The sequence below is a fragment of the Raoultibacter phocaeensis genome (genome assembly GCF_901411515.1).
Lineage (GTDB): Bacteria > Actinomycetota > Coriobacteriia > Coriobacteriales > Eggerthellaceae > Raoultibacter > Raoultibacter phocaeensis.
In genome coordinates this window covers 611,736-626,172 of sequence record NZ_CABDUX010000002.1, presented here as the reverse complement: position 1 = coordinate 626,172, position 14,437 = coordinate 611,736, and the positions used below count along the sequence as shown (strand labels likewise).

At 59.9% G+C, this 14,437-nt stretch carries 10 protein-coding genes and 2 tRNA genes; 5 read left to right on the top strand and 7 right to left on the bottom strand.

Annotated features, from left to right (window positions below):
• Positions 1-17: 17 nt before the first annotated feature.
• Positions 18-2,669 (bottom strand): AfsR/SARP family transcriptional regulator, encoded by a 2,652-nt coding sequence (locus tag FJE54_RS10470; RefSeq protein ID WP_139652728.1) that lies wholly within the window; start codon positions 2,667-2,669, stop codon positions 18-20.
• Positions 2,670-2,832: 163 nt separating this feature from the next.
• Between FJE54_RS10470 and FJE54_RS10465 the strand changes: the two genes are divergently transcribed.
• The 4 genes from FJE54_RS10465 to FJE54_RS10450 all read left to right on the top strand — a co-directional run bounded on the left by FJE54_RS10465 (position 2,833) and on the right by FJE54_RS10450 (position 5,638).
• A complete protein-coding gene (locus tag FJE54_RS10465; protein WP_139652727.1) occupies positions 2,833-4,185 on the top strand; it encodes a CCA tRNA nucleotidyltransferase in 1,353 nt (450 codons plus the stop codon).
• Between the two features lie 108 nt (positions 4,186-4,293).
• Positions 4,294-5,016, top strand: coding sequence for a CDGSH iron-sulfur domain-containing protein (locus FJE54_RS10460; RefSeq protein WP_139652726.1), 723 nt, complete (start codon positions 4,294-4,296; stop codon positions 5,014-5,016).
• Positions 5,017-5,392: 376 nt separating this feature from the next.
• A tRNA-Gln gene (locus FJE54_RS10455) sits at positions 5,393-5,466 on the top strand.
• A gap of 95 nt (positions 5,467-5,561) precedes the next feature.
• Positions 5,562-5,638, top strand: a tRNA-Glu gene (locus FJE54_RS10450).
• A 58-nt stretch (positions 5,639-5,696) separates the two neighbouring features.
• On the opposite strand, the gene FJE54_RS10445 is transcribed toward FJE54_RS10450, so the two are convergent.
• The 6 genes from FJE54_RS10445 to FJE54_RS10420 form a co-directional block, all read right to left on the bottom strand.
• Entirely contained in the window at positions 5,697-7,100 is a 1,404-nt protein-coding gene (locus tag FJE54_RS10445) for an SLC13 family permease (protein WP_139652725.1), read from the bottom strand.
• A gap of 74 nt (positions 7,101-7,174) precedes the next feature.
• Complete coding sequence (locus tag FJE54_RS10440; protein WP_180326700.1) at positions 7,175-8,584, bottom strand: SLC13 family permease; 1,410 nt, start codon at positions 8,582-8,584, stop codon at positions 7,175-7,177.
• A 69-nt stretch (positions 8,585-8,653) separates the two neighbouring features.
• The gene (locus FJE54_RS10435; protein WP_139652723.1) at positions 8,654-9,481 is read right to left on the bottom strand and encodes a 4Fe-4S dicluster domain-containing protein; all 828 of its coding nucleotides are present in this window, start codon (positions 9,479-9,481) and stop codon (positions 8,654-8,656) included.
• Position 9,482: 1 nt separating this feature from the next.
• Positions 9,483-12,095: a molybdopterin-dependent oxidoreductase gene (locus tag FJE54_RS10430; protein ID WP_139652722.1), complete on the bottom strand. Its 2,613-nt coding sequence runs from the start codon at positions 12,093-12,095 to the stop codon at positions 9,483-9,485.
• 17 nt (positions 12,096-12,112) lie between these two features.
• Positions 12,113-12,298, bottom strand: coding sequence for a hypothetical protein (locus FJE54_RS10425; RefSeq protein ID WP_139652721.1), 186 nt, complete (start codon positions 12,296-12,298; stop codon positions 12,113-12,115).
• 35 nt (positions 12,299-12,333) lie between these two features.
• Positions 12,334-12,567, bottom strand: a complete 234-nt coding sequence (locus tag FJE54_RS10420) for a zinc-ribbon domain-containing protein (protein ID WP_139652720.1) — start codon at positions 12,565-12,567, stop codon at positions 12,334-12,336.
• Between the two features lie 517 nt (positions 12,568-13,084).
• Here FJE54_RS10420 and FJE54_RS10415 point away from each other — a divergent pair.
• Positions 13,085-14,410, top strand: a complete 1,326-nt coding sequence (locus FJE54_RS10415; RefSeq protein ID WP_180326699.1) for a helix-turn-helix transcriptional regulator — start codon at positions 13,085-13,087, stop codon at positions 14,408-14,410.
• Positions 14,411-14,437: the final 27 nt, after the last annotated feature.

The window sequence follows — 14,437 nt, the reverse complement described above, 5'->3', positions numbered from 1 at the left end:
AGCAGGCGTGCGAAGGCTCATCCTTTGGGAACGAACGATTTGAGACTCGGCTCCTCTTCGATGATCGACCCGTACAAAAGCAGCGCGCGCTTCGAGGGATCGATGCCGAGCTCGGTTGACAGGTAGCGCTTGCATTTGAAGTACGTGTCGAGAGCGGCCGTTCTCTGCCCCATTGCAATCTGGGCCTGCATGAGTGCAATGTAGGCGTCTTCCCTCGTCGCGTCCTTGCGCACCGCCGCATGTGCGAACCACAGCGCCGCCTGGAGCCCGCCTTGCTCGAACAGCCGCATCGATGCCGCCACAAGGGCGTCGATCAATCGCGCGCGGTACTCTTCGCGCTGCCGCACGATGAATTCGTTTCGCCCTTCGCACGGAAGCAGATCGCCCCGGTACAGCTCGTCGAGCCGGCTGTAAATGCCCGACCAGGCCTCCACATCGGGCGGATCGAACAGAAGCCTGTTGCACAGCAGGTCGAACTCGGCCACGTCGCTTGCAACCAAACGGGCATCGAGCTTGCAGCTGTGCTGCAGGCGAATGAGGTAAGGGCACTCGCCTCCGGGAAGGGAAAGCGCTTTGCGCAAAAACGACCAGGTGCTGTAAAAGTTGCGTTTGGCGGTAGCAGGCGAGCTCATAGGCCACAGAATTTCCGAGAGCCGTTCACGCAGAAGCTCTTTTCCCTGGTTGAGCGTAAGCAGTGCCAGAAGGGTCTTGACTTTCTGCCTTCGGAAGAGCGACGGATCAACCTCGGCGCCCCCGATCGAAGCCTCGAGGCCGCCGAACAGGCGGATGGAGAGCTCGGGTACAGCGCTTCTCGCCGCAGCGTCCGCGTCCCGGATGCTCCGGTCCATACCGAAGGCGGACACCGTCTTTGCGGATACGGTGCCGCGCGCTGCGCTTTTCGGCGCGGGCACCGCTGTATGCTTCGTTCGCTCGAATGCGCTTCTCTGCGAGAACAACCACAACTGTACCGCTTGGGCAGACGCGCGCAGCACAGCGAGACGCGGATACGGCTCTTCGCTTCGGCCGAGCGCCTTCGCCTGGTCCCATGCATCGAGCAGAAGAGCCTCCGCGAGACCGCACACACTCCCTTGCTCGCACATGCGCAGGTAGTCGCCCACGATACCGAGTACGCGCGAAGCCTCTGCTTCCGTTAATGAGCCGCACGCACACGGGCCGGCGCCAACAAGCGCCTGTACCGACCAGAGCAGCAGGGTCGTCTCGACGGCACCCGCAAGCCCGCGCTCCGCGACAAGCGCACACAGGTCGAATACCGCCCGGGCATCTTCGCATAGCCAGAGATGCGCCCATGCGAGCGCCCTCCATCGTTGCCGTTCGGAGTTCAGGGCGCCCCTGATGGCCTCTGAGCGCGATTCGGGTTTCCGACCGCCCGCAGAGGAAACCCCTTTGAGTGCTGCCAAGGCGTGCGCGCGTACCTCGGCTTCGGCGAAGCGGGCCGCAAGCAAAACAGCCTGCCCTCGCTCGACATCGGGCGCACCCGCACAGCCGATCACTCTCTCGCACAGCGCAAGGGCCGCTCGGATATCATCGAGGGCAGCAAGACGCCACGCCTCCTGCACGAACGCCTGCGCTGTCTGCGCATTCAACCTGAGGGCTTTGCTCTCGAACAAGCGATGCGCGGCGAGCAGGCACCCCGCTTCGGTAAGCTCGGCCGAACGCGATGAAAGCCACGATATCCGCTTATCGGCATTGCAGCATCCGTCCACGAGCAAGCAGGCGCGTTCGCTCTGGCCGCGCGCCATGAGCGCATCGGCGAGGCGCGCCGCCAGCGCGTTCGCATCGGCGAACGAGGATGCGGCGGCGATACGCCCCAAACACGGAGAAAAGGCCCGTACGATATCTTCGACGGAAAACGGGTAGGATTCGAAATGCCCCCGCCGCTCGTCGAGGCCCGCGAACAGGTAACCTCTCTCGAGCAAGGCGCGGGTATCGCTTTTAAGGGAGCCCGTGAACACCTCGACGTCTTCGATGCTTCCCGATCCGAGCGACGTGATCGCGAAGAGGGCGAACAGCAGATCGGTGGGAGCCGCGTCGGCAACCGCTGCTCGCAGCATGCGAAGCGGCGCCTTCGGACCGCCCCACACAAGGCCGGGGACGCCGCCTGCGGCGAACAGCGTCCGGGAATCGAACTGAACCCCCGATTCGGAGGCGATACTCCTGAGCTCGTCTTCGGTCACCATGAAATCTTCCGAGCAGATGCGCACCCCGTCGGGCTGGCGGTCGGCGAGCGCACGGTGCATCGGCACCATGCTCACCACAACCTCCCATCCTCGTTCGAGCAGTTTGTCGATACACGCCGACATCGATTCGGCGCGCTCGGCCGTAAGCCTCGGAACGTCTTCGATGACGACGAGCGACGAAGTGCGGGTGCGCGCCGTAAGCGACGAGGCGAGCGTGCCCCGATCGACGTCGCGCAGAAAGCACGGGCTTTGCGCATCGAGCCAAAACACGTTGCGGAATTCGAAGATCGATTCCGCATAGGCGCACGCGAGCGCCGTTTTGCCGAACCCCGAAGGGGCGATGAGAAATCGCCCGACATCCCGCTTCTGCATCATGCGCGACAAAAGCCCCGTGCGCTGGTAGTGCCGCCGCCCTCGCAGATGCTTCGGCTTGCACCCGTTGCAAGCCGAGTTCATGATGAAGTCCGCCATGGATCCCTCCGATCGGCATTCTCAGGGCGATACATGATAGGTTCAATCATAGGTACTCGCAAGAGACAGGTTGAACGATTATCACTTTGATAATCGTTCCCCGAATACCGTCGGGACCGGGATCACATTGAGATGCCTGCGCTGCGCATGGTATAGTGCATCCATGTGCAGAGATCACACATCCCTATCCCTTCGCGCCCCCGCACGCCAAGCCCTCGGCGCGCTCGAAAACGCAGGGTACGAGGCGTGGATCGTCGGCGGATTCGTGCGGGATGCGCTTATGGGGCGCGCAAGCGGCGACATCGACATCGCGACATCCGCCCCCTGGCAAGAAGCTGCGAGGGCGTTTGCGGCGCAGGGGTTGCGCGTCCATGAGACCGGCATCGCGCACGGCACTATCACCGTGATCGTGTCGGACGAACCGATCGAGGTCACGACGTACCGCGCCGACGGCACCTATACCGATTCCCGCCATCCCGATACGGTGGAGTTCGTGAACGACATAGCCGCCGATCTCAAGCGGCGCGATTTCACGATGAACGCCGTCGCCTACCATCCGAGGCGGGGGCTTTTCGATCCCGAAGGCGGCGTACCCGACATCGAAGCAGGCCTGATCCGCGCCGTCGGCGATCCGAGCCGGCGCTTCGGCGAAGATGCGCTGCGCATCCTGCGTGCCTGCAGGTTCTCCTCGCAGCTGGGATTCGCCATCGAGTCCGCCACGATGCGCGCCATGGAATCGTGCGCGCCGCTGCTTTCGAGAATCGCTTCGGAGCGCACGCTTAAGGAACTCCAGGGGTTCGTGTGCGGCGAGCATGTTTACGATGCGCTTATGGCCTGCGCAGACGTGCTCGCATCCGTCATCGGCGAGCTCAAAGCCATGAAGGGCTTCGATCAGAAGACCCCCTACCACATCTACGACGTCCTCGAACACACCGCCTACGCGATGCAGAACACCCCCGCCTACCCGCTCGTCCGTTGGGCCGCGCTGTTCCACGACATGGGAAAACCGCGCACCTTCTTCACCGACGATGCGGGCATCGGGCATTTCTACGGTCATGCGACGGTAAGCGTCGAGCTCGCAGAGCCCGTCATGAAGCGGCTCGGCATGCCCTCGGCGCTCTCTTCCGACATAATCGAGCTTGTAACGCGGCACGACGATGATATCGAGCCAACGCCGAAAGCGGTGAAGCGCGCACTCCGGCGTCTCGGCGGCAGGGTCGACCTGTTCCGAGCCCTGTGCGACCTCAAACGCGGCGACGCGCTCGCCCAGGCGCCGCACTGCCACAACCGCGTAGCGCTTGCCGATGAGCTCGACCGCGCGCTCGATGCGATCCTCGAGGCTGAAGAAGCGTTCTCCCTCAAAGACCTCGCCATCAAGGGAGGCGACGTCATCGCGCTCGGCATCGCACCCGGCCCCGAAGTAGGACGGCTGCTCGAAGAGGCGCTCGAAGCGGTGATCGACGAGCGCGTGCCCAACGAACGAGCGGCGCTTACTGCGTTCGTCCGTATGCGGTGACGAGGACGCAACCGTTCGGCAACGATGCCTCCGAAGCTCGTTTTCCTGATGACCTTACCCATATACTGGTGCGAAGCCTTACATTAGCACGAGAAAGCGAGGACATCCATGGAATCAGCCAGCACGCGAAACGAGAACGCACCCAAGCCCACGGCCGAAAACATGCTGATCACGATCGCGGAAGACGGACCTTACCTCGTCACGGGAAACGTGCCGCTCAAACGTGAGATCATCACGCTCGTCGGAGGCCACCGCGAATACAAGCTTGATCGCATCTTTGAAACCGAGGAAACGTACGCGCTCTGCCGGTGTGGCCATTCGAAAAACCATCCGTTCTGCGACGGATCGCACATCGAGGCGCATTTCAAGGGAACCGAAACCGCATCGCGCGAGGATTTCCTCGACCGCGCCGACCTCTATCCCGGCGGCGGCGTCGAACTTCTCGACGATAACCGCTGCGCGTTCGCCCGCTTCTGCCATCGCGAAGACGGCGACGTGTGGTCGCTCACCGAAGCATCCGACGATCCCCGCCTGATGGCCGAAGCCGTCCAGGAATCGACCGACTGCCCGGCAGGCAGGCTCGTGCACCGCCGCGTCGACGACGGCACGCTCATCGAACCCGACCTCGACCCCGAGATATCACTGCTCGAAGACCCCGAGAAGGGCGTGAGCGCGGGCTTGTACGTGAAAGGCGGCATCCCGCTCGAATCCGCGGACGGCACGCGCTACGAGCTGCGCAACCGCTATACGCTCTGCCGCTGCGGCCAATCCCGCAACAAGCCCTTCTGCGACGCCATGCATGTACCCGCCGCATTCCGCGACGGGCTGTAAGGCCGCAGGGCTCGAGCCACGCGTAGCCCCAACCCCGAAGGCAGCGCGAGCGGCCACCCGTCGCACGGACAGCATGCGCGACCTTACCGAATGCCACACAGGCTGTCCGTGCGCACCATTTCGCAGCTCGGGCGACAATGTTATATAGCACGGGCGATGAACGCCAAGCGGCGTGACGGGTCGAGCAGCGCCACGCGCCAGCTTCCGAGAGCAGCAACGAGTGCGCCAACGGCCTCTCACCACCAAGTACCCAAGCGTTCCATCGCGTTTTCGGTAATTTATCAAAACGGGCTTGACGAAGTGCGTACATCACCGTAATATATTCACTCGCGTTTGCTCCCGGAAACCGATGGTTCCGAGTTCAGCGCAAAGAAGCTGGGGTGTCGTCTAATGGCAGGACAGCGGTTTCTGGTACCGTATGTGAGGGTTCGACTCCTTCCACCCCAGCCAGTTTTTGCAGAGCGGTACACGGCTGCTGCAAGGCTCGAAAATAAGTGCTTGACGAACCTTGCCGCTCCCGATAAACTACCACGATGCGCCACAATGGTCCCGTCGTCTAGCGGTTCAGGACGCCGCCCTCTCAAGGCGGAGGTCGCCGGTTCGAATCCGGTCGGGACTACCAAAAATTTAAAGAACCCCCGCAAGTCGGGGGTTCTTTGCTTGCAGAACACACGTGGACGCTAGTTTGGCACTCCCAAAACCCCCACCATGAACGGCACCCACGCAGCCAGAAGCGTTATCAGGCACAAGACTGGAACGATACCCGATTTGAACGCATCGCCGAACGTATAGACGTTGTCGCGATACGAGAGCGCCAACCCGGGATTGATGGGAAGCAGCAGATTGCCCGACAAAATAGCGGCAAGCAGAATGGCCGGTATCGCAGGAGAATATCCAGCCGACATGCAGTACGTCATGAGCGGCGGAATGAGGATGGTGGCGAACGCAGGACCGACCGGTACGAACGAGTGAGTGAAGTAGACAGCCGCCACGATGAGCCAGAACGTGAGGAACATGCCCAACTCCATGACGCCGCTGTTCAGGAACAGATTCGCCAGAAACGCCACGCCGCCCGTCGAACCGACGATGCCGCCGAGCGAGATCACGGCACCGATCATGATGACGATCGTCCACGGAACCTCGCGTTGGAACTCGTCGAAGGTGAGCAGCTTCACGCCAGGCGCGCACATGAGCGCAAGCGCCACAACCGAAACCGTCGTCACGTTGAGCGCCGGTACCCACGAGCCGATGATCCAAAGCACCGGAACGCCCAGAAGAAACACCAGCGTCTTCTTTTCTTCGAGCGTCAGCGACCCGAGCGAGGCGGCCTTAGCTGTAAGCACGCGCAAGCTCTCCTCGTCGATGGGCTCGGGTTTGAACACCCGCGTCAGCACGATCCAGATGATCGGGATCATTACGATGGCAACGGGTGCGGCTGCGAGCATCCACGACAGAAACGGGATGGTCTGCCCCGTTGCCTGCTCCACCAACCCGAGTGCAAGCACATTGATGGAAGCGCCTGCGGGCGTGGCCATACCTCCCATAAATATTGCGAACGCACTACCGAGGTACAAACACTTTGCAAGGTTCGATTTCCCCTTTACGTGCCCTGCATTCTCAAGCACCGTGTCGGCGAACCCCAAAAACAGCACGAGCGTTGCCGAATCGTTCATCACGGCTGAAAGCAAGCCGCCCGCAGCCATGAACGCCAACACGAGCTTGCGGGAATCCCTTCCCGCTATCCGCACGAGAAACCCCGTCAGACGAATGGCAAGATCGGATTTCATCACGATAGCCGTCAGCGAAAAAACGGCCATGGCAAAGATGACGGTCGTCGTGCCGAAACCCGAGAAGACCGTGTTGATTTCCGCAATGCCGAGCAAAGGCGCGCATACGAGGGCGAGAAGACCGGTCACGCCCATTGGCAGCGTCTCGCAAATCCAGAGCGCAACGGCTGCGAACAGTATAGCGAGCCCGACTATTCCCTCATGGGTAAGCCCCTCGATCGGGGGCAGGAACCATCCGACGAGCAAGATGACAAGCGCAAGAGGGATGCCGACGTACTTCTTGTTAACACGAACCATAACTCCCCCTATCCCCAAGGCCTTCCGACTCGATCGGCCGGAAGGCCTGTAAGCGACTGTTTCTTAGTAATATATTACATGGCGATGCCCATAAGACCCGAAGCGAAGGGCGTCCAAGCGCTCAGCAGCACGACGAAAATGATCGCCGGAATGATGCCCGTCTTGAACAACTCGCTTGCCGTCCAACAGTTATCGCGGTAAGCAAGTGCCATACCCGGGTTGAAAGGAAGGAGGAAGTTGCCCGAAAGCAGGATCGCGAGCATCATGCCCGGCACGGCAGGCGACATGCCAACCGAAACGCAAAACGCCATCAAGGGAGGCACGAGCAGCGTGATAAACGCAGGTCCGATCGGAACGAGCGTGTGAAATGCGTACACGGCCAGCATGATGAGCAGCAACGAGAAGAACCCGCCGAGCTCCGTCACACCCGTCGACAAGAACATGTTCGCTAGGTATGCGACGCCACCGGTGGCGTTAACGATGCCGCCGAGACACAGCACTGCGCCGATCATGATGACGATCGTCCACGGAACCTCGCGCTGGAATTCCTCGAACGTCAGCAGCTTGACGCCGGGAAGGAACATCGCAGCGAGACCGAGCACGGTCACCGTCGTAACGTTGAGAGCGGGAATCCACGAACCGGCAATCCAAAGCACCGGCATGGCGATGAGGAAGAAAAGCGTCTTCTTCTCCTCCGCCGCCAGAGGCCCGAGCGCCTTTGCGCGGTTTTGCAGATCGACGAGATCCTTCGGCTCGATGGGCTCGGGCTTGAGAATCTTGATGACGGCAAACCACGTGATCGGAACCATCAGAAGGCAAACCGGCAAGCAGGCGACCATCCAATCGACGAAGCTGATCGTCTGCCCCATCGTCTGCTCGAGCATGCCGATGACGAGCACGTTGATCGAAGAGCCGGCAGGGGTCGCGCCTCCGCCGATGAACGCGCAGAGTGCAATGCCGATATAGAGCGCTTTCGCTAAACGCGACGTGCCGATTACGTGCCCCGCGTTGTTGAGAACGATCATGGACAGGCCGATGACGAGCACTAGAACGGCGGAGTCGTTCATAACCGTCGAGAGCAGCCAGGAAACGCACATGAAGGCAAGTACGAGCTTGTTCGAATTGGCTCCCGACCACTTTGTCATAGTAGCGGTCAGCCGAATCGCGAGGTTCGACTTCATGACGATTGCCGTGAGTCCGAACACCGCGATGGCGAAGATGACGGTTGTCGTACCGAAACCCGAAAAGACCGTGTTGATCTCCGCAATGCCGACGATCGGCGCTACGACGAGCGCCAAGAGTCCCGCAACCCCCATCGGTATCGACTCGCAGATCCAAAGAGCCACCGTCGCAAGCAGTATAGCGAGTCCCAAAATTCCCTCGTGGGTCAGATCCCCCGATCCCGGCAGGAACAGGCCGCCGACTACAAGAATCGCCGCTATGACCAAGCCGACGATTTGCTTTTTCGATGATACGTTTATCATATGATCCCCTAACAATTCGAGTTGAAGAATCCAAGCGGAGCCCCTCATGCAAAGAGGCCCCGCTCAGCATTACTCAGCAGTTGCGAATACGTCGATCGGTCCGACGTTGCAATCCTCGGCCGTTGCATCCGCCTTCACCATGCGCGTCATGTACCCCTCGGCCTCGACATATACATTGTATGGAGCAGCACCCACTTGATTAAACCAGAAATCTCCGAACTCATCGGTCTCGGCCTGAAGCAACTCGGACGTTTCGGCGTTCTCAAGAGTGACCTGGGCGCCTACTACCACCTCGTCCGATTCCAGATCGACGACGACACCGGCAACAAAGCGCTTAGGCAGATTCAGATAGTAGACGTGGGGCTTGTCGGCATCCGCACGGTCGGGCGCAATGAACTCCGCAGAACCGAGCTCTTCGGCGAATTCCTTTTCGTCGCCGAAGCGGATGGCATCGTGCGGGCACGCATCGACACACCGAGGCACCGCCCATCCTTCATCGAGCAGATGCGCGCACCCCGTGCACTTCTGCGGCACGTCGAGTTCTTCGTTCCAGAAAATCGCCCCGTATGGGCAGGAATCTACCAGTTCGCGCTTTCCCTTGGACTTGCTCGGATCGACGATCACAAGCCCGTCGTCGCGCCGGTACACCGCTTCGGGAGCGGCCTTCATACACGGAGCATCGCCGCAATGCTGGCAAAGCTCTACGACATAGGACACTTTGACCTTCGGAACGCTGCCGCGCACCGTCTCGTTGACGCCGATCCAAAAATGACCGGTGTCGGGCTGGGGCAACGCGATGGGAGACCAATCGTTGTCGCAGTGTTCGTCCTTGCAGGCGATCTGGCAGTTTCGGCAACCGTTGCACTTCGCCGGATCGATTACGAATATCTTGCCCATGCTACTTCCCTTCCACGATATACTCGTCCACCACGACACCGGATGCCGGATCATAGGAGCGCCCGAACGCCTCGGGATACTGTTCGGCGAGCCCGAAGACATCGACTTTTTCGATGTTGACGAGAAAGCCGCTCGTAACCTCGCCGTGTGCATTCTTCGACGTGGTTGCCGAAGGAGCGATCAAGTTGTTCGCTCCGCCACGGTCGAGCCCACCGACCCCCGAAACAATGGTGTCGACGCGTGCACCGTGGTCCTGGTAGACCGCGCCGGGCATAATGCGCTCCGACACGATGACGCCGCCGAGCACGCCGCCGCGCTCGTTGTAGATTTTCGCCACATCGCCAGTTTTAAGGCCGAGCTTGCCAGCATCGACCGGGTTCACCCACACAGGCTCGTACGCGTAGCCGTCGGGCCCGACGACCTTGCATGTCTGGATTTCGCGCAACCACGTGATGTCGTCGCAGTTCGCATGGACGCGCCACCGCGGATGGTTCGAAACGATAAGGAACGGATAGTCGACCGCCCGCTTCGAATCGATGCGCTCCTCGTGCCCGTCGCCCTCCTCGATCCACCGCGGAATGGGTCCGCGAATCTCGTCATCGGGAAAGATGTCGGCAAGAGCCGTCGAATAGTACTCGAGCTTGCCCGACGGCGTCGTGAGCGGATGGTTCTCGGGATCCTCGTAGAATTGGCTTAGGCCCACGGGAAGCTCTTCCCATCTCTCTTTCGTCGGGAACGGATAGTACTGCTTCTCTTTGAACTCCTCGAACGTGAGCTTCTCGGATGCGCCCGTGTTCTCGAAGCCGGCCTGGATGAAATCTCCGACCGTCTTGCCGCCGTCCATCATGCGGGCATGCAGATTCTCGTAGATTCCGCCGAACCGCTCGAGTTTCTTGGCGACTTCTTCAACGGCTTCTAGGTCGGATCTCGATTCGCCCAACGGCTCGATAGCCTGCTGCTCGTAGTACACGACCGACCACATCCCGTTATCGGAATCGGTGCCGATGTCCTCTTCCTCGAGCTTCGTGTTGATGGGCAGAAGGATGTCGGCGAACAAACAGTCGTTCTCCATCCACGGGTGCTGGATGAGCAGAAACTCAATGGATTCGTGGCGCAGCGCCTCTTGCATCTCGTTGCCGCCGTTCCAGCACGTTTCCCAACACGGCGCATCCGACCAGATCATATGGATGCGCTCTTTGCCCTCGAGCGGGAAGGTGAGCGGGCCGACGAACTGGTCCTCGCGCGGCAAGCCCGCGGCGATGTGCCCGTACCATTGCACGGGCGGGTTGGTAATAGCCTCGGGAATCATCGTTTTGGGAATGATGCTCGGCCGCACCGAATACTGGCGGCCGCGGAATGCGGGACCGCAGTTCGGAATCTCAACCGAGGGAGGCATGGGTGTGACGCTTTCCATACCGAACAGCGACCATTCGATGAATTTGAACTGGTTCGCACCGGGTTTGCCGAGCGACTGCATGCCGAGGAGCGCAACCTCGAGGCGGGCGGGTTCGTGCGCGAACGCCGAACGAATGAAGCTGCCGCCGTTGCAGTGCGCGATCGACACGGCGTGCTTGGCCCAGTAGCGGGCAAGCGCCTTGATGGTGTAGGAGGGCACGCCGCATTTCTTCTCGGCCCACTTCGGAGTCTTGGGAACACCGTCTTCGCCACCCATCACATAGTAGGCGAAATTGTCGAATCCGATGGAGTGGGTATCGAGGTAGTCGCGATCGAACGTATTCTCCGATAGCCACACGTAGGCGATTGCGAGCTGCAGCGCCGCATCGGTGTTGGGGAGCACGGGGATCCACTTGTCGGCGTGCACGGCGTTGGTGTAGTTCACGTCGGGCGAGATGTGGATCTGCTTCACGCCGATCTCGGTGAACCAGAAGCAGATGCGGCTCGCCATCATGCCGCCCCAGCCCCACGGCGTGGTCTCAGGATCGCAGCCCCAGAACAGCACCGCATCGCCGTTCTCGGAGATGTCCTTGATCACGTTGTTCTGCAGGTTCTGCTGGCCGAGCGGGTCCATGCCCCATATGTGCTTGGCTCCCCAGTACCAGCCCTCCCAGCTGTCGGGCTGGCGCGCCTGCAGCGTGTAATCTCCGACCAACCCGAGCATGCGGGTCTGGCACCCGTGAGTACCGTGCACGAACTTCGTCTCGCCATGGCCGTCCCCTTGGATGAGAATCGAAAGCGGACCGTACTCGTCGTGAATGCGCTTTATCTCTTCGGCGATGATCTGGGTGGCCTCGTCCCACGAGATACGCACGTACTTGCTTTTGCCGCGGTTCTGCGGATTGCGCTCGCCCGCCGGATCCCAGTCCGCACGTTTCATGGGAAAAAGAATCCGATTTTTCGAGTATACGCGTTTTTTGTATCCGTAGGACAAGGGCCCGGAAACCATTTTGTACCCTGGCTCGAACGTATGACCGCGCGCCTCTATCTTCCAGGCGTTGAAATGATCGGCATCGTACGCTTCGTCGAAATGAAAGGGTCGAATGCGAAGGATCTTGCCCTCATCCTCGGCAACGTCGACGTTGCACACGTTCGCACCGATGGCGGAAGCGCAAAAGCCCATACCCTTTATGATTGTCTTTCCTGTAGCAGTTCCCATAGTGTTCCCTTCGTCTCCTACCACTTCATGAAGTTGAATGCATCGAGATCGGGCATGGCGTCTTTATCCTTGATGGCGCTTTCACTCGGCGCTACCGGCTTCTTCGGCGGCGCTGGCGGCGCAGGCTTCTTTTTCGCTTTGGCCTCCTTGCTCGGGGCTTGCTGGACCCCTGCGCATGTATCCTTCTTCTCCTCGTTGCTCACTTCATCCTCCTCACGTTGCAACTTTCGTTTCGAACTTAAGCCTTCGGTGCCCGAGGCACCGTTGGCGGCTTCGGTGCACCAGGTGCTTTGGGCGTCCCCGACGCTCCGGGAACAGGCGGTGCGCCGGCGCGGCCCATAGCTGCTGCGGGCACCTTCAGCAGAGGCTTTCCGCACGAGGTGCACACCTCGCTTCCCGGTGGGTTGTTCGCACCGCACGAAGAGCACACCGACTCTCCCCCCTCATCGACGCTTGGTGGCCTAAAACACATACGTCCTCCTTTCGTCATCGACGCCCCACGCGTATCGCACACCGAGGCGTATGACACGCAGTATGGAAACGAAACGGGAAAAACGCATCGTGCCACCGTGATTCTTATCGGCTTGCCATCTCATCACCACATGATGAATCGCCTGATCAAACCGTTCATGAAGGACGGTGATTTGCTTTGTTTTCTGCAGGAAAAACAAGGAGGTTGCAACGCGCGCGAAACCGTATCTGAGAGCATCATCTCCCCGAGATGATGCTCAACGAGGAAGTGTTCCGATAAAATGAAAAAGCACTCTGCGCGCCGCTGGCTTCCCGTTCAAGATCGAAAGGCAACCATGATACGTTTTCTCACTCGGTCATCGGAAAAAAGAAACGGCCGCGAACCCAAATCGGCTCTCAGTGCGCCTTCTCTTTTAGCCCTTCTCGGCTTTTCGTGCTATATATTCTGGGAATTGCTGGGCATCTTCGGTGCTCTTCCGTTTGCAGCACCTTACTTCCCCCCTGAGTCGCTTTGGTTCATGAGAGTGTGCGGGTTCTTCGTTCTTGCAGCGAGCTTTTTCGCCGCAACGAGGCTGTATGGTCGCTTTGAAAACCGTCCAGTTTTCGTCCTCGGCGCTGGGGGCGGTGCCGCCCTTGTAGCGGTGCTGTTCTCATCGGTTCTTCCCCACGTAACGGTTCCGCCCCTGTGGATAGGCATCATCGTATGGAGCGCGCATGGCTTTAGTCTGGCCTTCCTCATGTTTGCTTGGGCGCTGTGCTTTAGCGAGAACTTCGATTCGTGGACCGCCGTCATCGTTGCCGTCGGCTATGTAGTCGGTTTTTCTATGTTCTTCCTATACTCGCTGACCGTGCCGTTCGACAACACAGCATCTTCGCTGTTTTTGGGCTTTACAAGCGCTGCCGTAACGACGGGCATGTTGGCGTTTCTGCTCTTCGCGCCGAAACCCATCGAACACGCGCGCGATCGAACGCCGGAAAGCATACCGGCAGGAAATCTCGCAAAAAGCGAGGACGCATCGCCCGAGTCAACGCGAATTTCCCTCAAGGCCTTCTCCCGCATCGTCTACTCGACAACCTGCGGCATCAACTTCGGTTTTGCGATTATCCTCCTCCAGTCGATCGGGACGATGTCGGTCAGCTATGGGGCGGTCGGGGGAATAATCGGATGCAGCATAGCGTTGGTAGCGATTTTGGCGGGAGCGCTGAGCAGAGGCGCCGATATCCGCCGCATAGGGTTCGTCCCCGTCGCCGCCCCGCTGCTGTTCCTTCCACTCGGTGGAATCGTAAGCTACATACTGTGCAGTATCCCCATCATAGCTACCTCGATTTTCACCGCAACAATCAGTTGGTACACTACCGCACGGAAATCATCCTCGAAGCATCGCGGACCGATAGAGGTCTTCTCGAAAGAGAAACTGCCGGGTTGGTTCGGGCTTTTCATAGGAGCCATCGTCTGCGAAATCGCCGTCAGCTCCAACACTGAGGTCTTCACTATAATTATCGCGGCGCTTGTCGCCTTGATATGCGTGGCGTTTGCTTTCCTGGAGTTCTGCACCTACAACAACACCGACGAGCAGCATATGTCGCCGCAGCAAAATCCGGAACAAGGCGAAGTACCCACCCGACGTTTCCGCGACCGCTGCGACGCCATCGCGCAAGCGTACGGCCTCACGCCGCGCGAAGCCGAAGTGCTCGTGCTGCTTGCAAAGGGCTATCACGCCGACTTCATCTCTGCGGAATTGAGCATCGCACGGCCGACCACGAGAACTCACATCCAGCATATTTACCAGAAGCTCACGATAAACTCCCAGCAGGAGCTGATCCATATCGTCGATGCATGGTAGCAATCGCAAGCCCCGAAATAGAAGGCC

Excerpts from the sequence above, each read along its gene's own strand:
- FJE54_RS10430 (WP_139652722.1), bottom strand. The coding sequence starts at position 12,095 with ATGGGAACTGCTACAGGAAAGACAATCATAAAGGGTATGGGCTTTTGC.
- FJE54_RS10415 (WP_180326699.1), top strand. The coding sequence starts at position 13,085 with ATGAGAGTGTGCGGGTTCTTCGTTCTTGCAGCGAGCTTTTTCGCCGCA.
- FJE54_RS10420 (WP_139652720.1), bottom strand. The coding sequence starts at position 12,567 with ATGTGTTTTAGGCCACCAAGCGTCGATGAGGGGGGAGAGTCGGTGTGC.
- FJE54_RS10460 (WP_139652726.1), top strand. The coding sequence starts at position 4,294 with ATGGAATCAGCCAGCACGCGAAACGAGAACGCACCCAAGCCCACGGCC.
- FJE54_RS10445 (WP_139652725.1), bottom strand. The coding sequence starts at position 7,100 with ATGGTTCGTGTTAACAAGAAGTACGTCGGCATCCCTCTTGCGCTTGTC.
- FJE54_RS10435 (WP_139652723.1), bottom strand. The coding sequence starts at position 9,481 with ATGGGCAAGATATTCGTAATCGATCCGGCGAAGTGCAACGGTTGCCGA.
- FJE54_RS10440 (WP_180326700.1), bottom strand. The coding sequence starts at position 8,584 with ATGATAAACGTATCATCGAAAAAGCAAATCGTCGGCTTGGTCATAGCG.
- FJE54_RS10470 (WP_139652728.1), bottom strand. The coding sequence starts at position 2,669 with ATGGCGGACTTCATCATGAACTCGGCTTGCAACGGGTGCAAGCCGAAG.
- FJE54_RS10465 (WP_139652727.1), top strand. The coding sequence starts at position 2,833 with ATGTGCAGAGATCACACATCCCTATCCCTTCGCGCCCCCGCACGCCAA.